General features: G+C 65.7%; 17 protein-coding genes. 9 read left to right on the top strand and 8 right to left on the bottom strand.

The window, feature by feature from the left end; all coding sequences use genetic code 11:
- Positions 1-211 precede the first annotated feature (211 nt).
- The 8 genes from NFE57_RS06025 (at position 212) to NFE57_RS05990 (ending at position 6,587) form a co-directional block, all read left to right on the top strand.
- A complete protein-coding gene (locus NFE57_RS06025) occupies positions 212-1,237 on the top strand; it encodes an oxidoreductase (protein WP_252134671.1) in 1,026 nt (341 codons plus the stop codon).
- Positions 1,238-1,314: 77 nt separating this feature from the next.
- Complete coding sequence (locus NFE57_RS06020) at positions 1,315-2,256, top strand: DnaJ C-terminal domain-containing protein (protein WP_252134670.1); 942 nt, start codon at positions 1,315-1,317, stop codon at positions 2,254-2,256.
- 6 nt (positions 2,257-2,262) lie between these two features.
- On the top strand, positions 2,263-3,225 hold the full coding sequence (locus tag NFE57_RS06015) for a YihY/virulence factor BrkB family protein (protein WP_252134669.1): 963 nt from the start codon (positions 2,263-2,265) through the stop codon (positions 3,223-3,225).
- Positions 3,226-3,233: 8 nt separating this feature from the next.
- Positions 3,234-4,025 carry an enoyl-ACP reductase FabI gene (gene fabI, locus NFE57_RS06010; RefSeq protein WP_252134793.1) on the top strand — a complete coding sequence of 264 codons (792 nt, stop codon included), beginning with the start codon at positions 3,234-3,236 and terminating at the stop codon, positions 4,023-4,025.
- Position 4,026: 1 nt separating this feature from the next.
- Positions 4,027-4,554, top strand: coding sequence for a GNAT family N-acetyltransferase (locus NFE57_RS06005; RefSeq protein ID WP_252134668.1), 528 nt, complete (start codon positions 4,027-4,029; stop codon positions 4,552-4,554).
- Positions 4,551-5,621, top strand: coding sequence for a chorismate synthase (aroC, locus tag NFE57_RS06000; protein WP_252134667.1), 1,071 nt, complete (start codon positions 4,551-4,553; stop codon positions 5,619-5,621). The genes NFE57_RS06005 and aroC overlap by 4 nt, the downstream gene beginning before the upstream one ends.
- Positions 5,622-5,742: 121 nt before the next feature.
- Positions 5,743-6,042 (top strand): hypothetical protein, encoded by a 300-nt coding sequence (locus NFE57_RS05995; RefSeq protein WP_252134666.1) that lies wholly within the window; start codon positions 5,743-5,745, stop codon positions 6,040-6,042.
- Positions 6,043-6,326: 284 nt separating this feature from the next.
- A complete protein-coding gene (locus tag NFE57_RS05990; protein WP_252134665.1) occupies positions 6,327-6,587 on the top strand; it encodes a hypothetical protein in 261 nt (86 codons plus the stop codon).
- Between the two features lie 8 nt (positions 6,588-6,595).
- Here NFE57_RS05990 and NFE57_RS05985 read toward each other — a convergent pair whose 3' ends face one another.
- The 5 genes from NFE57_RS05985 to NFE57_RS05965 form a co-directional block, all read right to left on the bottom strand.
- Complete coding sequence (locus tag NFE57_RS05985) at positions 6,596-7,885, bottom strand: adenylosuccinate synthase (protein ID WP_252134664.1); 1,290 nt, start codon at positions 7,883-7,885, stop codon at positions 6,596-6,598.
- A gap of 118 nt (positions 7,886-8,003) precedes the next feature.
- Positions 8,004-9,098, bottom strand: a complete 1,095-nt coding sequence (locus NFE57_RS05980) for an ATP phosphoribosyltransferase regulatory subunit (RefSeq protein ID WP_252134663.1) — start codon at positions 9,096-9,098, stop codon at positions 8,004-8,006.
- 87 nt (positions 9,099-9,185) lie between these two features.
- The gene (serA, locus tag NFE57_RS05975) at positions 9,186-10,763 is read right to left on the bottom strand and encodes a phosphoglycerate dehydrogenase (protein WP_252134662.1); all 1,578 of its coding nucleotides are present in this window, start codon (positions 10,761-10,763) and stop codon (positions 9,186-9,188) included.
- 104 nt (positions 10,764-10,867) lie between these two features.
- Positions 10,868-12,025 (bottom strand): phosphoserine transaminase, encoded by a 1,158-nt coding sequence (locus NFE57_RS05970; protein WP_252134661.1) that lies wholly within the window; start codon positions 12,023-12,025, stop codon positions 10,868-10,870.
- A gap of 97 nt (positions 12,026-12,122) precedes the next feature.
- Positions 12,123-12,959: an alpha/beta hydrolase gene (locus tag NFE57_RS05965; protein ID WP_252134660.1), complete on the bottom strand. Its 837-nt coding sequence runs from the start codon at positions 12,957-12,959 to the stop codon at positions 12,123-12,125.
- A gap of 436 nt (positions 12,960-13,395) precedes the next feature.
- Between NFE57_RS05965 and NFE57_RS05960 the strand changes: the two genes are divergently transcribed.
- A complete protein-coding gene (locus NFE57_RS05960) occupies positions 13,396-16,446 on the top strand; it encodes a TonB-dependent receptor (protein ID WP_252134659.1) in 3,051 nt (1,016 codons plus the stop codon).
- Between the two features lie 81 nt (positions 16,447-16,527).
- Here the strand turns inward: NFE57_RS05960 and NFE57_RS05955 are convergent, their stop codons facing one another.
- The 3 genes from NFE57_RS05955 to NFE57_RS05945 are packed head-to-tail and all read right to left on the bottom strand — an operon-like array spanning position 16,528 to position 21,182.
- Entirely contained in the window at positions 16,528-17,379 is an 852-nt protein-coding gene (locus NFE57_RS05955; RefSeq protein ID WP_252134658.1) for an endonuclease/exonuclease/phosphatase family protein, read from the bottom strand.
- 15 nt (positions 17,380-17,394) lie between these two features.
- A complete protein-coding gene (locus NFE57_RS05950) occupies positions 17,395-19,680 on the bottom strand; it encodes a glycoside hydrolase family 3 N-terminal domain-containing protein (RefSeq protein ID WP_252134657.1) in 2,286 nt (761 codons plus the stop codon).
- Between the two features lie 14 nt (positions 19,681-19,694).
- Positions 19,695-21,182, bottom strand: a complete 1,488-nt coding sequence (locus NFE57_RS05945) for a glucoamylase family protein (protein ID WP_252134656.1) — start codon at positions 21,180-21,182, stop codon at positions 19,695-19,697.
- Positions 21,183-21,419: the final 237 nt, after the last annotated feature.

The following is a 21,419-nucleotide window of genomic DNA, read 5'->3' as shown; positions in this document are numbered from 1 at the left end:
GCGCACCCCAGTGCGAGGACAAGAGCCTGATAATTATCGTTTAATTTTGGCGCCAAGGTGTGGCTTAGATGCCACTATCGACGCAAAATCGAGACATGCCATCCCTGTCGCGAGCCCATCAGCGCGGCGATACGTCATCACGCTGTCATCCGACCACGCAAGGCTTGTTGCCCGTTTGCGCCATTGCCACCGGTCGCCCATAAGCACGCGCATGATACGCACGGGTTTGATTGGCTTCGGGCTTGCCGGCAGCGCCTTCCATGCACCGCTCATCGATGCGGTCGACAGCCTCGTGCTCACCGCGATCGGATCGTCGCGACGCGACGAGATCGCGCACTGCTGGCCAGAAGCGCGCGTGGCAAGCGCGGACGCGGTGATCGCCGATCCCGACATCGACCTCATCGTCGTTGCGACCCCCAATACCACCCACGCCCCGCTGGCTCGTGCCGCGATCATGGCAGGCAAGCATGTCGTGATCGACAAGCCGCTCGCGCTCGATGCCGCCGAAGGCGCCGCGCTCGCCGATCTCGCCGCCGATCGAGGGCGCGTGCTCGGCGTGTTCCACAACCGACGCTGGGATGGCGATTTCCTGACCGTCCGACGCCTGCTCGACCAACGCGTGCTGGGTGACGTGCGGCTCTACGAGGCCCGTTGGGATCGGCTCCGCACCGCGATCAAGCCCGGCTGGCGCGAACAGCCGGGGCCGGGCAGCGGACTGCTCGCCGATCTCGGCCCGCATCTGATCGATCAGGCGCTGGTCTTGTTCGGGATGCCCGAGGCGATCACCGCCGACATCGTCGCGCAACGCGCCGCGGCACGGGTCGACGATTATTTCGAACTCAGGTTCGATTACGGCCCCATGCGGGCGATCCTCTCGGCCTCGACGCTGGTCGCCGCACCGCGCCCGCGCTTCGCGGTCAGCGGCACCGGCGGCAGCTTCGTCAAATACGGGCTCGATCCACAGGAAACGTGGATGCGCGACGGGCGCCGCCCGATCGACCCGGGCTATGGCATGGATGCACCCGACGCGTTCGGGACGCTGACCAATGCCGACGGCACCACCATCCGCGTGGCGACCGAAAGCGGTGATTATCGCCATTTCTATGCCGGCATTGTCCGCGCGATCCGCGATGGCGCGCCGCCGCCGGTTGCTCCCGCCGATGCGGTCGCGACGCTGCGGCTGATCGAATGCGCTCGACGGAGCGCAATCGAGGGGCGCCGCATCACCATCGCCTGATGACGTCGGCGCCTCCCCTTGCGTTCGGGCGAGTGCGCGCCGATGTTTGCCCGCACATAAGCCGCACTGAGGAATAGATGGCCGATCCGTATTCGACATTGGGGGTGCCGCGCGGCGCGAGCGAGGCCGAGATCAAGAAAGCCTATCGCAAGCTCGCGAAGGAACTCCATCCCGATCGCAACCAGGACAACCCCAAAGCCGCCGAGCGCTTCGGCCAGGTCGCCAGCGCCTATGATCTGCTGAGCGACAAGGACAAGCGCGCGCGCTTCGACCGCGGCGAGATCGATGCCGATGGCAACCCCTCCTCGCCGTTCGGATTCGGCGGCGGCGGGGGTGGCGCGCGCTCGGGCGGGTTCCGCCCCGGCGGCGCGCAATTCGACTTCGGCGGCGAGGCGGGTGGGGACATCGGCGACATCTTCGAAGGCCTGTTCGGCCAACGCCAGCAGGGCGGCGGCTTTGCCAGCGGCTTCGGCTTCAACCGCGGCCCCAAGCCCAAGGGGAGCAACATTGCCTATCGGCTGCAGGTGCCCTTCACCGATGCCGCTGCACTCAAACCGCAGCGGATCACGCTCGGCGACGGCGCAACGATCGACCTCAAACTCCCTGCCGGGGTCGAAAACGGCACCCAGATGCGGCTCGCGGGCAAGGGGCAGGCAGGCCCGGGCGGCCATGGCGACGCGATCGTGACGATCGAGATCCAGCCGCACCGCTTCTTCACGCGCGAGGGCGATGACGTACGGCTCGATCTGCCGGTGACGCTGGCCGAAGCGCTGCTCGGTGCCAAGGTGCGCACGCCGACGGTCGACGGCGCGGTCAATCTGACGGTTGCGAAGGGATCGAACTCGGGCAAGGTGCTGCGGCTCAAGGGCAAGGGCTTCCACAAGAAGGGCGGCGGCCGCGGCGACCAACTGGTGACGCTGATGATCGATCTGCCCGCCGACGATGCCGCGCTCACCGAATTCGTCGAAACCTGGCCCGGCCGCGATCAGGGGAACCCGCGTACCCGTTTAGGCGTCTAGCTGCGCGTGGAGGATGTCTCCCCCGTCTCGCCCGAGGAGCGGCGCAAGCGCGGCGGCACGGCGCGGGTCCGGCTCGACCGGCAGCTTGCCAAGGTAAAGCCCGGCAGTTGGGGGTACGAACTCGTCAAGCGCGTCCTCGTCGGCACCTGGTCCGACGGGTTCATCCATGCCGGCAACATCGCCTATCTCTCGCTGCTGACGCTGTTCCCCTTTTTCATCGTCGCCGCCGCGGTGGCGCGGCTGTTCGGGCAGACCGGTGAAGGGATGCACACCGTCGAGGCCTTCCTCCACACCGTGCCGCCGAGCGTCGCCGATGTGCTGGCCCGACCGATCAGCGACGTGCTCGCGGCGCGCTCGGGAACCTTGCTGTGGCTGGGCGCACTGGTCGGGCTGTGGACGACCGCAAGCTTCGTCGAGACGATCCGCGACATCCTGCGCCGCGCCTATGGCGTGCGCTCGACCCGCGCCTTCTGGCAATATCGGCTGACCTCGATCGGGTTGATCATCGCCTCGGTCATCCTGACGCTGATCGCGTTCGGGTTTCAGGTCGTTCTGATCGGCATCGAGCAGTTCGTGCTGCGCGTCCTGCCGCTGTCGAGCGATGTCGCGCAGTGGATCTCGATCACGCGGATCGCGCCCGCCGTCGCGCTGTTCGTCGCGCTCTACATGCTGTTCTATTCGCTCACCCCGAGCAAATATCGCTATTCCAAATGCCCCAAATGGCCCGGCGCGGTGCTGACGGCGGCATGGTGGCTCGCGGTAACCGCTTTATTGCCGCGCATCCTGTCGATGCTCGGCAGTTACGACCTCACCTATGGCAGCCTTGCCGGCGTGATGATCGCGTTGATTTTCTTCTATATGGTGGGGCTCGGGCTCGTGACGGGCGCCCATCTCAACGCGGCACTGGCGGAAGACCCCGATGACGGGCTAGAGGGCCCGGCTGGAAGCAAGGAGGACGCTGCGTCGTGACTGGATTGATGCAGGGAAAGCGTGGGCTCATCATGGGCCTCGCCAATGACAGATCGCTCGCATGGGGCATCGCGCAAAAACTTGCCGAGCACGGCGCCGAACTGGCGTTCAGCTATCAAGGCGAGATGATGGAAAAGCGCGTGCGCCCGCTCGCCGAGCAATTGGGCGTGCCCAAGCTGATCGAATGCGACGTTTCCGAAACCGCGGAAATCGATCGCGCGTTCGATGATCTTGCCCGCGACTGGCCGACGATCGACTTCGTCGTCCATGCGATCGGCTTTTCGGACAAGAACCAGCTGCGCGGGCGTTATTACGATACCACGCTCGACAATTTCCTGATGACGATGAACATTTCGGTGTTCAGCTTCACCGCAGTCGCGCGCCGCGCGCGGGAGATGATGCCCGACGGCGGCAGCTTGCTCACGCTGACCTATTATGGCTCCGAAAAGGTCGTGCCGCATTACAATGTGATGGGGGTCGCCAAATCGGCGCTCGATACCTCGGTCCAGTATCTCGCGGTCGATCTGGGGCGCGAGAATATCCGCGTCAACGCGATCTCGGCGGGCCCGATCAAGACGCTGGCGGCATCGGGAATCGGCGATTTCCGCTACATCCTCAAGTGGAACGAGCTCAACGCGCCGATGAAGCGCAACGTAACGATCGAGGATGTCGGCGGTGCCGGGCTGTATCTGCTGAGCGATCTTGCCAGTGGCGTGACCGGCGAGATCCACCATGTCGACGCGGGCTATAACGTCATCGGCATGAAGGCCGAGGACGCGCCCGATATCGCGCTCGCCTGACATGGGTGTGGTCGTCGAGCGCGCCGCGCCCAGGCACGCCTATGACATCGACGATCTGCTGCGCACCTGCTTTGCGCGGCCCGCCGAAGCGATGCTCGTCAAGCAGCTCGCGATGGATGGCGACCTCGTGCTCGCGCTCATCGCGCGCGACGAGGAGAGCGGCGCGACCGCCGGGCTGGTCGCGCTGAGCAAGATGCATGTCGCGATTGGTGGCGATCCCGCCCCCGCGATCGCGCTTGCCCCGCTCGCGGTGATGCCCGACTATCGCCACTCGGGGGTGGCCGCCGCGCTGGTGACGGCGGCGATCGAGCAGATGCGCCAGGCGGGCGCGTTGCTGATGTTCGTGCTCGGCGAACCCGGCTTTTACGAGCGTTTCGGCTTTGCCACCGCAAGTGCCGAAGGTTTCGATTCGCCTTATGCGGGGCCCTATTTCATGGCGCTCGAACTGCAAGGCGGGCTGCCGTGCGGCCCGCGCGGGATCGCCGATCATGCACCGGCGTTCGCGGCGCTGGCGGAGACTGACCAATGAGCTTCAACACGTTCGGCCGCGTCTTTCGGTTCACGACCTGGGGCGAAAGCCACGGCCCCGCGCTGGGCGCGGTCGTCGACGGCTGCCCGCCGGGGCTCGCGCTTACCGAAGCCGATCTCCAGCCGTGGCTCGACAAGCGGCGCCCGGGCACCTCGCGCTTCACCACGCAGCGCCGCGAGCCCGATGCGGTCCGCATCCTGTCGGGGGTGTTCGAGGGCCGCACCACCGGCACTCCGATCAGCCTGATGATCGAAAATGTCGACCAGCGCTCGAAGGATTATTCGGAGGTCGCCAAGGCGTATCGCCCCGGCCATGCCGATTATGCCTATGACGCCAAATACGGCTTTCGCGACTATCGTGGTGGCGGCCGCTCCTCGGCGCGCGAAACGGCGGCACGCGTTGCCGCAGGCGGCGTCGCGCGCGCGGTGATCCCCGAGGTGTCGATCCGCGCCTGGGTCGAAGCGATCGGCGGCGACCGAATCGATTACGCCCGCTTCGATGCCGACGAGATCGACCGCAACCCCTTCTTCTGCCCCGATGCCGAGGCCGCCGCACGCTGGGAAGCCCTGATCGACGCGACACGCAAGGCAGGCTCGTCGATCGGCGCGGTGGTCGCCTGCGAGGCGATCGGCGTTCCGGCCGGCTGGGGCGCGCCGATCTATGCCAAGCTCGACAGCGAACTCGCCTCGGCCTGCATGTCGATCAACGCGGTCAAGGGCGTCGAGATCGGAGACGGCTTTGCCGCCGCCGCGCTCACCGGCGAGGGCAATGCCGATCCGATGCGCCCCGGCGCCGACGGCCCCGCCTTTCTCGCCAACCATGCCGGCGGGATTGCGGGCGGGATTTCGACCGGGCAGCCGGTGCGGCTGCGCGTCGCGTTCAAGCCGACCAGTTCGATCCTCACCCCGGTCGCGACGATCGATCGCGATGGCGCGGCCACCGACATCGCGACCAAAGGGCGCCACGATCCGTGCGTCGGCATCCGCGGCGTCCCCGTGGTTGAGGCGATGATGGCTTTGGTGCTGGCAGACCAGAAACTGCTCCACCGCGCCCAATGCGGCGGCTGAACACGCCCGGACGGTCGATTCGGACGACGAACCAGCCCTGAGCGTGCGACCCGCGCCCTCCCGGAATCGTTGATTTTCAGGAGAGCGAACGGGAGCAATCCCGCTTTCGAGGAGAATCGATATGCGGATCGCGACGATCATGAGCATCGCGGTGCTGGGCCTGTCGGGCGCGGCCATCGCGCAGGTGGCGACATCCTCCGATCAGGACACGCCGCCGCCGATGCAAGACAATAGCGCCGACACCATGACCAACAATATGGTCACGCCCACCGACCCGATGGCCAATGACATGATGGACCACGACAGCGACGACATGGATTCGGCGATGCCCGATACCATGCCCGACGCCGCGCCGGACTCGCTCGACCCGACGATGCCGCCCGAATCGGCGCCGGTCCCCGACAGCGACACGACGATCTGACACCGCGCGCGCGGCGCGCGCGTCTTCAACGGCCGGTCCGTCCCGCCATCGGCGCGACGCGCCGGCCGTTTTTTAAATAATCACTCGTCGCACGTCAGTAACGGAATACCGTAAAACATCACACTAAAGATCAGATGAAATCGAATTTCGTCAAATGCGCCATAAACAGATCAATCGGTAGATTCACTGGCTGAACCGAACAATCACCGTCTAGAAATGTGCTGAAATAACCAAATATAAGATCGTGAGGCAGGGGCTTCACCACCACAATGGAGAGTAAGCAAATGCGGATCGCAACAATGTTGAGCCTGGGTGTTCTCGCGGTGTCGAGCGCCGCCATCGCGCAGGTCGCCACCGATCAGAGCACGCCGCAGGAAGTCGACAACAACAGTGTCGCCGCCGAGGGCACGGTAGCCCCCGCAACCACGGCGCCCGACACGAGCGCAACCACCCCGACCGACGACAGCGCGACGACGCCCGCGCCGGCCACCGATGATTCGGCAACCGACGACGGCACGTCGAGCGACGATACGAGCGCGCAGTAAGCGCGGGATCAGTCCGCGAACGGATCGCGCACGAGGATCGTGTCGTTCCGTTCGGGGCTGGTCGATACCAACGCCACGGGGCAGTTGATCAATTCCTCGACACGGCGGATATATTTGATCGCGGCCGCCGGCAGTTCCGCCCAGGAGCGGGCGCCGGCGGTCGATTGCTGCCAGCCTTCGATCGTTTCGTAGATCGGCTCGACCGCCGCCTGATCGGCATAATGGGCGGGGAAGTAATCGAGCTCGGCGCCGTTCAGCCGATAACCCACACAAATCTTCACTTCATCGAACCCGTCGAGCACGTCCAATTTGGTGAGCGCGATACCGGTGACGCCGGAGACCGCGACCGATTGCCGCACCAGCACCGCATCGAACCAGCCGCAGCGGCGCTTGCGCCCCGTGACGGTGCCGAATTCATGACCGCGTTCGCCCAGCCTTGTGCCGGTGGCGTCGTCGAGTTCGGTCGGGAACGGTCCCGATCCGACGCGCGTCGTATAGGCTTTGGCGATCCCGAGCACGAAGCCCACCGCGCTCGGCCCGAGGCCCGATCCCCCCGCGGCGGTGCCCGAAATCGTATTCGACGAGGTGACGAACGGATAGGTGCCGTGATCGACATCGAGCAGCACGCCCTGCGCGCCTTCGAACAGGATACGCTTGCCCGCCGCGCGCGCGTCGCCGAGCATCCGCCAGACCGGCTGCGCAAACGGCAGCACGAACGGCGCGATCTCACGCAATTCGCGCAGCAGCCGCGCGCGATCGATCGGCGGCTCGCCGAATCCGGCACGCAGCGCGTCGTGGTGCGCGGTCAGGCGATCGAGCTGAGCGCCGAGATCGTCGAGATGCGCGAGATCGCACACCCGGATCGCGCGCCGGCCGACCTTGTCCTCATAAGCCGGGCCGATCCCGCGCCGCGTGGTGCCGATCTTGCCAGCGCCCGAGGCATCTTCGCGCAGCGCATCGAGATCGCGGTGGAACGGCAGGATCAGCGCGCAATTGTCGGCGATCATCAGCCGGTCGGGGGTGATCTCCACCCCTTGCGCGCGCAGCTTCTCGACCTCGGCCTTCAGCGCCCAGGGATCGAGCACGACCCCATTGCCGATCACCGACGGCGTTCCACGCACGATGCCCGACGGCAGCAGCGACAATTTGTAGACCGTCTCGCCGACCACCAGCGTGTGCCCGGCGTTGTGCCCGCCCTGAAACCGGACAACGACATCGGCGCGCTCGGCGAGCCAGTCGACGATCTTGCCCTTGCCCTCATCGCCCCATTGGGCGCCGATCACCGCTACGTTAGCCATATTGGGTCCTCAGCTATGAATTCGTCATGCCGGGCGTCTTCCGGCATCCAACCATCCCCGAGCACAAGCGCTGCGGGGCACATTGACCCCCGGACAATAAAGCCGGGGCGACGCGGGATTAGTCGACGGGCTTTGCGTTCCCGTCGATCAGAATATGCGTGCACAATTGCGCTTGCGCGGTATCACGCGCGTCGAGCGCGGCTACCGTCACCCAGCCGTCGCGGCGCAGGCCGGCTGTGATCGCGGGATCGCTGCCCAGCGGCACGAACAGCCGGCGGCGATCGTCGGCGCCCGCGCCCGCCTCGACGAGCTGGTCGATATAGAGCGAGAAGCCCATCGCGGCTTCCTCGACCCCGTTTTCGACGATCGCATAAGCACCGCCCCGCCCGATCTCGCCGCGCACCCCTTTGGCGAACAGCGAGAAACCGAGCCAGGTCTGATATTCGAAACCGTGCCGTTCGGTGGGATCGAGCGTCAGCGCGACATCGAGCCCATCGGCCACTGCCGCAAGGCCATCGAGCCGCGACGCCAGCGCACCGTTGAAACCGCGCAGCCGATCGAGCGCGGAGGCGAACGGCCCGGCAGCCTCAATCAGCGGCAGATAATCGGGGGCAATGTCGGCGACCGCGCCGGCATCCTTGGCATCGAGCCGGTCGCGCAGCGCATCGATCCGCTCGGGCGCCACCGGCAACGGTCCGGCGGCGAGGACATCGATCAGATCGGGGAGCGTGAAATCGATCGAGACGCCGCCGATTCCCGCGGCCGCCAGCGCCTCGCACGCCACGCGTACCACTTCACGCGCGGCGGCGACGTTATCGAGGCCGATCAGCTCGCAGCCAACCTGATGCCGCTCGCGCTCGGGGGCGAGTTCGGCCGCCCGCAGCTTGAGCACCGGACCGCCATAAGACAACCGCAAGGGGCGTGGATGATGCGCCATCCGCGTCGCCGCGATCCGGCCGACCTGTGCGGTGATGTCGGGCCGGATCGCCAGGCTGCGCTGCGACGCCGGATCGATGAAGCGCACCGCATCCTGCCGCCGCGCGGCCTTGAGGCGGCTCGCCAGCCCTTCCTCGAATTCGGCGAGCGCGGGATCGACGCGTTCATAGCCGTGCGCGAACGCGGTGCCGAGCACGCAAGCCTCGAGCCGCGCCGCCGCGTCGGCAAGCGGCGGCAGGCGATCGTGAAAGCCAGCAGGGAGAAGCGCGGAGGTCATCGGCGGCCCCTTAGCACGGAATCGGGCAGCGTCACCCTCACCCTTCCAACGCGGCGGTGCCGCACGGAAGAATGAGGGTGCCCGCCATCAGAACGACAGCGCCATCGCGGTCTTGACGCCAGGCAGCGCACGGACCTCGGCGACGAGATCGGGCGACACCGGATCATCGACCGAGAGCAGCAGCACCGCCTCGCCCCCCGCCGAGCGGCGCCCGAGATGGAAGGTGCCGATATTGACCCCCGCCGCACCCAATGTGGTGCCGACGCGCCCGATGAAGCCCGGCGCGTCCTCGTTGACGACGTAGAGCATATAGCCGTCGAGATCAGCCTCGACCTTGATCCCGAACAATTCGATCAGGCGCGGCGCGGCATTGCCGAACAGCGTGCCCGCCACCGACCGCTCGCCCGCCTCGGTCTTGACCGTGACGCGCACCAGCGTGTGATAATCGCCTTCGCGATCATGCCGCACCTCGCGCACGTCGAGTCCGCGCTCACGCGCCAGGAACGGCGCGTTGACCATGTTCACCGTGTCCGAATAAACGCGCATCAGCCCAGCCAATACCGCGCCGGTGATCGGCTTCATGTTGAGCTCGGCGGCAGCACCCTCGACCTCGATCGAGATCGCGCTGAGCGGGCCGTGCGCAAGCTGGCCGATCAGGCTGCCGAGCGTTTCGGCAAGCGCCATATACGGCTTGAGCTTGGGCGCTTCCTCGGCCGACAGGCTGGGCATGTTGAGCGCGTTGGTGACGCCGCCGCTGACCAGATAATCCGCCATCTGCTCGGCGACCTGGATCGCGACATTGACCTGCGCCTCGGTGGTCGACGCGCCGAGATGCGGGGTCGAGACGAAATTGGGCGTCCCGAACAGCGCGTTTTCCTTGGCCGGTTCGGTGACGAACACGTCAAGTGCGGCGCCACCGATATGGCCCGAATCGAGCCCCTCCTTGAGCGCGGCCTCGTCGACCAACCCGCCGCGCGCGCAATTGATGATGCGCACGCCCTTCTTGGTCTTGGCGAGATTTTCGCGCGACAGGATGTTGCGCGTCTGATCGGTGAGCGGCGTATGGAGCGTGATGAAATCGGCCCGCGCCAGCAACGTATCGAGATCGGCCTTCTCGACCCCGAGTTCGACCGCGCGTTCGGGGGTCAGGAACGGATCGTAGGCGATGACCTTCATTTTCAGCCCGCGCGCGCGATCGGCGACGATGCCGCCGATATTGCCCGCGCCGATCAGCCCCAGCGTCTTGTTGGTCAGCTCGACACCCATGAAGCGGTTCTTTTCCCACTTGCCAGCCTGGGTCGAGGCATCGGCCTCGGGGAGCTGGCGGGCGAGCGCGAACATCAGCGCGATCGCGTGCTCGGCGGTGGTGATCGAATTGCCGAACGGCGTGTTCATCACCACCACGCCCTTGGCGCTGGCGGCAGGAATATCGACGTTGTCGACACCGATCCCGGCACGGCCGACGACCTTGAGGTTGGTCGCCGCGTCGAGGATTTCCTGCGTGACCTTGGTCGCCGAACGGATCGCAAGGCCATCATATTGGCCGATGATCGCCTTCAGTTCCTCGGGGGTCTTGCCGGTGATCTCGTCGACCTCGACGCCGCGCTCGCGAAAGATCTGCGCGGCCTTGGGGTCCATTTTGTCGGAAATGAGAACTTTTGCCATGTCTTTTACCTCGTCATCCCGGCGAAGGCCGGGATCGCGTGCCGCAATAGGGCACGAAATAGGGAGAGACCCGACCTGCGCCGGGGCGGGCTGCCTTTAAACCTTCAAGCGGCGTTGGCCTGTGCCCAGGCCCAATCGAGCCAGGGCCCGAGCGCCTCGATATCCGCGGTATCGACCGTGGCACCGCACCAGATGCGCAAGCCCGGCGGGGCATCGCGATAGCCGGCGATGTCATAGGCCGCGCCTTCGGCTTCGAGCAGGCCGGCGAACTTCTTGATGAAGCCCGCATCGGCGCCCTCGACCGTGAGGCACACGCTGGTCTTCGAGCGGATACCGCGATCGACCGCGAGATGGCCGAGCCACGAACGCGCGGCGACGATCTTGTCGAGCGCGGCCGCATTGGCGTCCGAGCGCTTGATCAGACCGTGCAGTCCGCCGACCGATTTGCCCCATTCGAGCGCGAAAATCGCGTCCTCGACCGCGAGCATCGACGGCGTGTTGATCGTTTCGCCCTTGAAGATGCCCTCGCTGAGCTTGCCGCCCTTCGTCAGGCGGAACACCTTGGGAAGCGGCCAGGCCGGGGTGTAGCTTTCGAGCCGCTCGACCGCGCGGGGGCCGAGGATCAGCACCCCGTGCCCGCCCTCGCCGCCCAGCACCTTCTGCCACGAGAAGGTGGCGACATCGATCTTGTCCCACGGCAGATCGTACGCGAACACCGCACTGGTCGCGTCGGCGAAGCACAGCCCTTCGCGATCCGCGGCGATCCATTCGCCATCGGGCACGCGCGCGCCGGAGGTGGTGCCGTTCCAGGTGAACAACACGTCGTCCGACCAATCGACTGTATCGAGATCGGGGATCTGGCCGTAATCGGCGCGCAATACGTTCGGCTCAAGCTTCAATTGCTTGACCACATCGGTGACCCAACCTTCACCGAAGCTTTCCCATGCCAGCGTGGTCACGCCGCGCGCGCCCAGCATCGTCCACATCGCCATCTCGAACGCGCCGGTATCCGACCCCGGCACGATGCCGATGCGGTGCGTCTCCGGCAGCGCGAGCATCTCGCGCATCAGATCGATGCAATATTGCAGGCGCGCCTTGCCGAGCTTCGAGCGGTGCGAGCGCCCGAGCACATCGGCAGCGATTTTGGTGACATCCCAGCCCGGTGGCTTCGCGCAGGGGCCCGACGAAAAGAACGGGCGAGCAGGCTTGGCATCAGGCTTTGCAGACGCAATGACAGCGCCGGCGGCAATCGTATCAGTCATGTAGACTCTCCTCACAGAGAGCACGCGCGGCGTTGGGACCGCGTGGCCCGCCGCCGCCCCTATAGAGACGGGCAGCGGTGTCAAGCGCGGCACCCGATTATTTGGGCGTGAACACCGGCGCGGGCTGCCCCAACAGCCCGCGATCCGACAGCCAGTCGAGCACCGTTTGCGGCCAATGCTGGAGACTCACGAGCGGTGTATCTTCGCCAAGATTGAAGGCGTGGCCGCCCGCCGCATAGAGATGAATTTCCACCGACGCCCCCGCCTTGCGATACGCCTGGAGCAGATCGACCGTCGGCGCCGAACAGCACGCGTCGTCATTCGCCGCACCGAGCAGCAGCGGCGGCGAATCGGCGCTGACCTGCTCGGCGGCGTGGAGCGGACCGGGAAATTCGAGGATCGCGAAATCGGGCCGCGCGGAGAGCGCATCGATCGCGTCGGGCGTGCCGCGCGCGGGCACCGGCGGGCTGAACGCGGCCATTCGCGCCAGTTCGCCACCCGCCGAGAAGCCCCAGATGCCGATCCGGTGCGGGTCGATGCCATCGCCGGCCGCGCGGGCGCGGACACTGCGCACCGCGCGCTCGACATCGGCGCGCGCATCCTCGAGCGTGTAGGGCGAGCCCGCCTCACGGAACAGGCGATAGCGCACGACGAACGCCGCGATGCCGCGATGGGCGAGCCAGCGGCCGACATCGTCGCCCTCAGTCGTGGTGACGAGCAATTGATGCCCGCCGCCGGGCACGACGACAATCGCGGTGCCGGTCGCGTTGGCGGGCGCGGGGAGGAAGGCGGTGATGCCGGGATTGTTGACGCCCTTGGTCCAATAATCCTCGACACGCTCAGGGATGCCCGCGCGGTCCTCGAACCCCGGCGCGCCGTGCGCCCATAACGGCGTCCGCACCGGCGCCTGCTGCGCGATGAGGGGCGCACTCAACGATAACGCTATCAGAGGCATGAGAGCCATTAACCAGCACCTCTTCATCACCCACCTCCCCGACGCCGATAGCGCAACCGTCGACGCCCCTGGCAACGCTGTCAATCCTCGCGATCGCTTAGCGCGCCTCATGGGGCGCGGCACAAATGCCACAGCGCGGCGGCAAAGCACGCCCGGCCCCTTGCGGGGGGTGCGTGGAAACGGTTACAAACCCTCCATGAAACCGGTTACAGGGCCGTAACGGCCTCAGGCCGGGCGGAGGATCTGGCTCAGGACACATGATCATCGCGTTCAGCCGCATTGCGCAAAGCCGCACGCGCGCGCCGGGCCTCACCACCCGGCTGTCGGCGCACTCGGCCGGGCGACGCGGCACCCATTCACCAAGCAGCACAACGTACCGAAGCCCTGAGAAGGCCGGAACGGGGGAGACCAACCAATGAAGTCGACTACCACATCCATCCGCGGTCGCGGGCTGCACTTCGCCGCCGCGCTCCTGCTCGGCGCCGCGTCGGCCGCGCTGCTCGCTACGCCTGCCGAGGCACAGGTTTCGGCCGCATCGCTGCGCGGCACGATCACCGACAACGGCCAGCCCACCGCGACCCAGGTCACGATCGTCGATACCGGCTCCGGCTATCGCCGCACCGCCCCTGTCAGCGCGAGCGGCCAGTATAATTTCCCGTCGCTGCGCCCCGGCGAATATCGGCTCGAAGTGACGACGCCGAGCGGGGTGCGCAACACCGACACCTTCACGCTCCAGGTCGCGCAGAACGCCCAGCTCAATTTCGACCTCGCCGAAACCGGTCCCGAGGCCGCCGCCGCGCCGGGCGAAGCGGCTGCAGATGAGGGCGGCACGATCATCGTCACCGCCTCCAAGCTCCAGAACATGGAAGGCGGCGAGGTCGGCAAGGTCATCTCGCAGCGGCTGATCGAGCAATTGCCGCAGAACAACCGCAACTTCCTCGCCTTCGCGGATCTGGCGCCGGGCGTGCAGTTCATCACCGATGGCGGGGGTAATTCACGATTGCAGGGCGGTGCGCAGGCCAGCAGCACGGTCAACGTCTTCATCGATGGCGTCGGCCAGAAGGATTACGTCCTCAAGAACGGCGTCACCGGGCAGGATTCGACGCAGGGCAACCCGTTCCCGCAGCTCGCGATCGGCGAGTATCGCGTGATCAGCTCCAACTACAAAGCCGAGTTCGATCAGGTCAGCTCGGTCGCGATCACCGCGGTCACCAAATCGGGCACCAACCAGTTCCACGGCGAAGGTTTCGTCGATTTCACCAACCAGGACCTGCGCGATTTCCGGCCCGCAGAATTATTCCGTACCGATCCGGCCAAGGTGAAGAGCAAGGACTTCCAGTTCGGTGGCGCGCTCGGTGGACCGATCATCAAGGATATCGCGCACTTCTTCGTCACCTATGAAGGCAAGCGCCGCATCGAGCCGCGCGACGTGACCCCGGGCCTGTCGCTGCCGGTCTCGTTCTTTCCCGAAGAATATCAGGGCTATTTCGGCCCCCGGAATCAGGAATTCAACGAGAACCTCTATTTCGGCAAGATCGATATCGCGCCGACCAGCCGCGATCTGCTCGAGTTTTCGCTCAAATATCGCGAGGAATATGGCGAGCAATTCAACAACGGCATCGCAGCCTATGACACGCGCAGCCTGACCGACGTCACCGAATGGCGTGGCCTCGCGCGGTGGCAGCACACCGCCGATAGCTGGATCAACGATTTCAAGGTCGCCTATGAGGACGTGTCCTGGAATCCGCGTCCGGCGGTGAACGGTACGGTCACGCTGTTCAACGCGACCGTTCCGAATCCCACCGGCGGCACACGGACCGGCGATGTCCTGCGCTTCGGCGCGGGCTCCAACTTCCAGAACAAGGGCCAGAAAGGGTGGACCGTCTCCGACGATTTCACCTACACTGCTCTGCAGGGCCACACCTTCAAGGTCGGGGTCAAGGCCAAGTGGATCACACTCAACACCACCGAGCAGAACGGCCTCAATCCGCTCTATATCTATAACGTCTCGTACAATCCGGACGGCGGCACATTCAACGACACGATCCCCTATCGCGTCCAGTTCGGCGCCCCGATCGGCAGCGGCGATCCACGCATCTCATCGGACAATTTCCAGTTCGGCGTCTATGCGCAGGACGATTGGGACGTCACCGACCGGCTGACGCTCAATCTCGGCCTGCGTTGGGATTACGAGCGCACCCCGGCCTTCCTCAACTATGTCCATGATCCGGCGATCGTTGCGCTGGTCACGGGCGTCACCACCGACCCGCTGACCGGCGATCCACTCTATCCCAATCTGCAAAACGCCGATTACAACATCAACGACTATATCTCGACCGGCAACAACCGGAAAGCGTTCAAGGGCGCGTGGCAGCCACGCCTGGGCTTCACCTACAAGCTCGACGAGACTGGTCGGTTCGCAGTGTTCGGCGGCTATGGCCGATCGTATGATCGTACCCAGTTCGACTTCATCCAGCAGGAATTGTCGCAGGGCCAGTTCGCCGGGCGGACGTTCAACTTCATCACCGGCGACCCCCGCAACGTCTGCGCGCCCAGCCCGACCTGCGTGCCGTGGGACCCGGTCTACCTGACCGAAGCCGGGCGCGCGCAATTGCTCGCGGGCGCTCCTGCCGGCGGTGGGCGCGAACTGCGGTTCATCAACAACGACATCAAGATGCCCTATTCGGATCAGTTCAGCCTGGGCATTCGCGGCCGTTTCGATCCGATCGAACTCGAAGCGGGCTATTCGCACGTCGCCAGCCACGACGGCTTCGCCTATCTGCTGGGCAACCGCCGACCCGACGGCAGCTTCTTCCCGGCGACCGGCAACCCCGATTCGCCGTTCGGCTTCGCGCCGCCGGGATACGGCGCGATCATCATCGGCACCAACGGCATCGAAACCCGCGCCGACAGCGGCTATCTCAAGCTGACCAAGCAATATTCGGTCGATTCGCCGTGGAGCATCGACGCGACCTATACCTACACCAAGGCCGAGGAAAACCGGCAGTTCGGCGAATTGTTCTCGCTCGATTTCCCGAGCATGGCCGATTATCCGTTCACCGCCTCGTCGGGGGTGCGCAAGCATCGCTTCGTCGCCGCGGGCACCGTCGATCTGCCGTTCGACATGGCGCTGTCGGGCAAGTTCCAGATTTCATCGCCGATGGTCCTCAAGGCATTCGTGAACACCGCCGGGACGCCGCCGTCGCGCACCGTCATCGCCACCGAGACCGAGGGCAATGGCGATCGCTGGGGCTTCCGCCAGATGGATGTGTCGCTGACCAAATATGTCGCGATCGGCTTCCCGACCGACGAGATGCGAGTACGCTTCCGCCTCGACATCATCAACCTGTTCAACGACCGCAACTACAACGGCTTCGATGCCCTGACCGGCAAACGGCAGCTGACCAATTACAATACGGACGGCCCCCCGCGCACGATCAAGCTCTCGGCGGGCTTCAGCTTCTAAAGGAGGTCCTTCCCCTCCTCACCTGATGGCGCGTTCCCCAGCCGGGAGCGCGCCATTTCTTTTGGGGCACTGTCGCCGTCGTTACGAGCCTTCGGGAAACGCGAGTTCGGCGGTCAGCGGGAAGTGATCCGATGGATACACCTTGCCACGATGTGTCGTGATCGTCTGCTGGCCCAGCGCGGTGAAGCCGCGATAGAGAATCCAGTCGATCCGGTGATCGGGGGTGCCGGTGAAATTGTGGAAGGTCTCGGCCGGACCTTGCGGATTTGCCACCGTTTCGCGCGCGTCCTTCAACTCGGTGGTCAGCAGCGTGTGCGCCGCGCTCTCCGGCCCGGTGTTGAAATCGCCCGTCATCACGAACGGCACACCCGGCGGCAGCGCCTTGATCCGCGACAGGATCAGCGTCGCGCCCTTGGTGCGCGCGTCCTCATCCTCGTCGCGATACGGCAGGTGCGTATCGTACATATAGAAGCGCTTGCCGTCGGCCTTGCGCTCGAACAATCCCCAGGTGACCATGCGCGGGAACGGATGGCCCCAGGTATTGCTGCCCACGATGTCGGGCGTGTCGGACAGCCAGAAATTGCCGAGATCGACGAGCGTCAGCCGATCGCGGCGATAGAAGATGCCCATATGCTCGTCGGCATGGCCGCCGCGGCGATCGATCCCGAACCAATTATAATCGGGCAGCTTGGTGAGGACGTAATCGGCCTGGCTCTTGTAGAGTTCTTGCGTGCCGATCACGTCGGGATTCGCGGTGCGGATCGTATCGACGAACAGATCGCGGCGCTTCACCCACAGGTTCGCGCCATCGTCGGGCGACGGCCAGCGCACGTTGAAGCTCATCACCTTGAGCGGCGCGGCATCGTCGGCGGCATAAGCGGGCCAGGCCAGCGCGAGCAGCGCGATCCCGGCGGCGAAACGAAGGCGGCGCATGGCTTTCTCCCTTTATCAGCGACTCGCGAGGGTGAAGCGTGCCGGCGCCCCAGCTTCCGCCGACGGCGCGATCCAGACCTCGAAATCGCCCGGTTCGGCGATCCACTTTCCCTCGCCGCCGACGAACATCAGGTCCGATCGCGTCAGCGTGAAACTGACATTGCGCGCTTCGCCGGGTTTGAGCGAGACCTTTTCGAACCGCTTCAACTCACGCACCGGCCGCGTAATGCTCGCGGTGACGTCGCGGATATAGAGTTGGACGACTTCCTCGGCGGCGCGCTTGCCGGTGTTCGATACGCGCGCGCTGACGACGATCTTGCCATCCCACGCCAGCGTGCCCGCACCGGCATCGACCGCCCCATAAGCGATCGTCGAATAGGTCAGCCCGTGCCCGAACGGATAGAGCGCCTTGTTCAATATCCCGCGGAAATGCGTCTTATACGGTTCGGGAGGACGCCCCGGCGGGTTGGGGCGCCCGGTCGGCTTGTGGTCGTAATGATAGGGCACCTGCCCCGATTGCTGCGGGAAGCTGACCGGCAACCGCGCCGAGGGGGCGACATCGCCGAACAGCATGTCGGCGGTGGCGGGGCCGCTTTCGCTGCCGAGAAACCACGTCACCACGATCGCGGCCGCCTCCTTCACCGCGCCGTCGAGCGCAAGCGCGCGGCCATTCTTGAGCAGCACCACGATCGGCTTGCCCGTCGCTGCAACCGCCTCGGCCAACGCCTGCTGCGCCTCGGGCACGATGATCGCGGTGCGCGACTGCGCCTCGCCCGACATCGCGGTTTCCTCGCCGATCGCGAGCACGACCACATCCGCCGCGTTCGCCGCCGCCACTGCCGCGTCGATCCCGCCATCGAGCGGCGCATCGATCGCCGACCCGTCAGTGACGCTAAGCTGCGCGCCCTGCCCCATCACCGCGCGCATCCCGGTTTCGAGATCGACCGCCTGCTTGTCGTCGCCATAGACGTTCCACGGCCCGATCAGATCGTGCTGGCCGCGCGCAAACGGGCCGATCAGCGCGATCCGCTTACCCGTCTTCGGCAGCGGCAGCAGATCGCCCTCGTTCTTGAGCAGCACGATCGAGCGTTGCGCGGCCTCGCGCGCGAGCTTGAGATGCGCCGGCATCCGCACACGCGCCTGTTCGCGGCCAGGCTGGATACGCCGATAGGGATTGTCGAACAGCCCAAGCGCCGCCTTCAATTCGAGCACACGGCGCACGGCGGCATCGACCAATGCAACCGGCACCTCGCCCTTGGCCACCAGATCGGGAAGGTGGTCCATATAGAAATGCGATTGCATGCTCATGTCGACCCCGGCGAGGAACGCCTTCTTGGTCGCGTCGCGCGCATCGACGGCAAAGCCCGCGTCGATCAATTCCATGTCACCAGTGTAGTCGGACACCACGACGCCGCCGAAATTCCACGCGGTGCGCAGCACGTCGGTGAGCAGCCAGTGGTTGGCGTGCGCCGGCACGCCGTTGATTTCGTTGAACGACGCCATCACGGTGCCGCATCCGGCCGCGAGCGCGGCCTTGAACGGCGGGAAATAAACCTGTTCGAGCGTGCGTTGGGAAATATCGACCGGGTTGTAATCGAGCCCGCTTTCGGCCGCGCCATAGGCCGCGAAATGCTTGGCGCACGCCATCACCGATGTATCGCTGGTCAGGCTGTCGCCTTGAAAGCCCTTCACCCGCGCCGCGGCGAAAAGGTTGCCGAGATAGACGTCTTCGCCCGATCCTTCGACTCCGCGCCCCCAGCGGGCATCGCGCGCGAGATCGACCATCGGCGCGAAGGTCCAGTCGATCCCCGCCGCCGCCGCCTCGACCGCCGCGACACGCGCGGTCCGCGTCGCAAGTTCGGGTTCGAAGCTCGCCACCTCGCCCAGCGGCACCGGGAAGACGGTGCGGTGGCCGTGGATGATGTCGGCGGCGATGATGACCGGAATCTTGAGCCGCGACTGCATCGCCGCCTGCTGCAAGCGGCGCGCATAATCCGAATCGCGGCCATTGAACACGCCGGTCAGCCGCCCGGCGCGCGCCTCGGCGATCTGGTGTTCGATATTGGGGGTCGTGGTCGGTGGGTTGAGCGCGGTTGCCGCCGCACCGCCCAGCGCGGCCGCCATCAGCGTGAGTTGCCCCGCTTTCTCCTCGATGGTCATCTTGCCGATCAGATCGGTGATGAAGGCCGGGGTCGCGCGGGTGGCGCCCAACCCGCGGGCAATCGCCGGCGTTTTCGCCAGCAGCACCAGCCCCAGCGCCCCGGTGATCGCACCGCGCCGCGTCGTCATCAGCCTCGTCATATTGCGTTCTCCGTTCACGAGGCGTCGAGCCACCCGCCGGTAAAGCCTGCGCGCTTCAGGCCGGTCACGATCGCAGGCGCCTTGCGCATATATTTCCACACGAAATCGGATCGGTGGTTGGCGATCATCGTCAGGATCGCCCCCTGATCGATCCCGAGATAATCCTGATCGACCCAGCCGAGTTCGGGATCGACGATCGAATGCGCGACCTTCGAGGCGAACCGGTAGCTCGGGTTGAACGAATCGAGGAAGCCGTACTCGCCGTAGAGCCGCCGGCCATAACGCTCGACCATCGCATCGGCCGCCGCCTTGGCCTCCTCGGGGACGAACGGAATCGAGCCGAGCGCCGCAGTGGGCGCGATCGTCCCGTCGTCGAACGCATGGTTGCCGCTGACGCCGCGCGCCGAATAATCGCGGAACTCGCGGAGTTCGCCATTGTAGGGCAATTTGCCGCCGCCCGGCCCGTCGCAGGCGGTGAAGCCCCAGATATTCTCGTCATAGCCGCGCCAGCCCATCGGGTTGGCGGCGGCATAGCCCCGCTGCGCGAGCGCGGCACGGCGGCTGTTCTCGAAATAATCGAACCCCGCCGCGCGCATCGGCGCGTCCTTGATCCCGCGAAAATCGATCCAGACGTGGCTGTATTGGTGCCCGAACATCGGCGCGAAGCCGAGGAAATGCTGGCCGTATTGATCGACCCAATCCTCGGCATAGCCCTTGGTCCAGCCTTCCCACGCCTCGGCCGGGAGCGGGTGCGTCGGCGCAGCGAGCGCCAGCACATAGAGCAGCATCGCTTCGTTATACCCGACCCAATCGGCCTCGATGAATCCCGATTCGGGGTGCCAGCCCATCGAAACGACGGGCTTGTCCTCGACGATCCACGGCCAGTCGGCGCGCGCGTAGATCCGCTGTGCGAGATCGCGAATCTCGGCCTCGCCGGCGTCGTCGCCGTCGAAATATTGCGCGGCGAACAGCATCCCGCCGAACAGCAGGGTGGTGTCGATCGTCGACAGTTCGTTCTGCCGGTACCGCGTGCCGGTTTCCATATCGAGGAAATGGTAGAAAAAGCCCTTGTAGCCGGCGGTGCCCGCGGCCTCGGGCCCTTGCGGTGCATTCCAGAAAAAGCGCAGCGTGGTGAGGGTGCGATCGCGCGCCTGCGCGCGCGTCACCCAGCCCTGCTCGACCCCATAGGGATAGATCGTCAGCGCGAAGCCGACCGCGGCGATCGAGGCGAAGCTTTTCGAAGGATAGCGATCCGGAACGAGGCCGTTGGCGGCGTTGGTCGTGTCCCAGAAGAAGCGGAAGGTGCGCTGCGCCACATCATCGATCAGCGCCTCGCCGCGCAGCGCCCCCGTACCGCCGTTACGGCCGGTATCGCCCGGCGCGCCTGCGATCCCTGCGGCGCAACCAGAGAGCAGTCCGGTACCCAGCAGCATCGTCGTCGCCAGCAGATCACGGCGATTGGGGCGCGGCGCACCAACAGGCGTCGAGTCCTCGGGGGGCATCATCATCTCCATTACCAGCGGCCGGGGAGCGACCGCACGCGCTACCTATGTAACCGGTTACACGGAAGGTCCGCAAGGGCTGACGATATCCCTGCATAGCGGATCGCATCATCCGAACGAGAGAATCAGCGGCTGTTGGTGAGGCCCCTGTCTTTCAGGCTTCGACAACCAGAAACCGACCGATGTTGGCGCATATGAGCGCCAGTGACGCAACGGGCGCATATGCCTCTCGGTCCC

This window comes from Hephaestia sp. MAHUQ-44, assembly GCF_023806085.1.
In the GTDB taxonomy this organism is placed as follows: Bacteria; Pseudomonadota; Alphaproteobacteria; order Sphingomonadales; family Sphingomonadaceae; genus Sphingomonas.
Note: the sequence above shows the minus strand (reverse complement) of the source record. Positions and strands in the feature narration are given on the sequence as shown.

Coding starts and splice junctions, on each gene's coding strand:
- NFE57_RS05990 (WP_252134665.1), top strand. CDS start 6,327: ATGCGGATCGCAACAATGTTGAGCCTGGGTGTTCTCGCGGTGTCGAGC.
- NFE57_RS05980 (WP_252134663.1), bottom strand. CDS start 9,098: ATGACCTCCGCGCTTCTCCCTGCTGGCTTTCACGATCGCCTGCCGCCG.
- NFE57_RS05970 (WP_252134661.1), bottom strand. CDS start 12,025: ATGACTGATACGATTGCCGCCGGCGCTGTCATTGCGTCTGCAAAGCCT.
- NFE57_RS06020 (WP_252134670.1), top strand. CDS start 1,315: ATGGCCGATCCGTATTCGACATTGGGGGTGCCGCGCGGCGCGAGCGAG.
- NFE57_RS05960 (WP_252134659.1), top strand. CDS start 13,396: ATGAAGTCGACTACCACATCCATCCGCGGTCGCGGGCTGCACTTCGCC.
- NFE57_RS05945 (WP_252134656.1), bottom strand. CDS start 21,182: ATGCCCCCCGAGGACTCGACGCCTGTTGGTGCGCCGCGCCCCAATCGC.
- NFE57_RS05955 (WP_252134658.1), bottom strand. CDS start 17,379: ATGCGCCGCCTTCGTTTCGCCGCCGGGATCGCGCTGCTCGCGCTGGCC.
- NFE57_RS06025 (WP_252134671.1), top strand. CDS start 212: ATGATACGCACGGGTTTGATTGGCTTCGGGCTTGCCGGCAGCGCCTTC.
- fabI (WP_252134793.1), top strand. CDS start 3,234: ATGCAGGGAAAGCGTGGGCTCATCATGGGCCTCGCCAATGACAGATCG.
- NFE57_RS05995 (WP_252134666.1), top strand. CDS start 5,743: ATGCGGATCGCGACGATCATGAGCATCGCGGTGCTGGGCCTGTCGGGC.
- NFE57_RS05985 (WP_252134664.1), bottom strand. CDS start 7,885: ATGGCTAACGTAGCGGTGATCGGCGCCCAATGGGGCGATGAGGGCAAG.
- NFE57_RS06005 (WP_252134668.1), top strand. CDS start 4,027: ATGGGTGTGGTCGTCGAGCGCGCCGCGCCCAGGCACGCCTATGACATC.
- aroC (WP_252134667.1), top strand. CDS start 4,551: ATGAGCTTCAACACGTTCGGCCGCGTCTTTCGGTTCACGACCTGGGGC.
- serA (WP_252134662.1), bottom strand. CDS start 10,763: ATGGCAAAAGTTCTCATTTCCGACAAAATGGACCCCAAGGCCGCGCAG.
- NFE57_RS05950 (WP_252134657.1), bottom strand. CDS start 19,680: ATGACGAGGCTGATGACGACGCGGCGCGGTGCGATCACCGGGGCGCTG.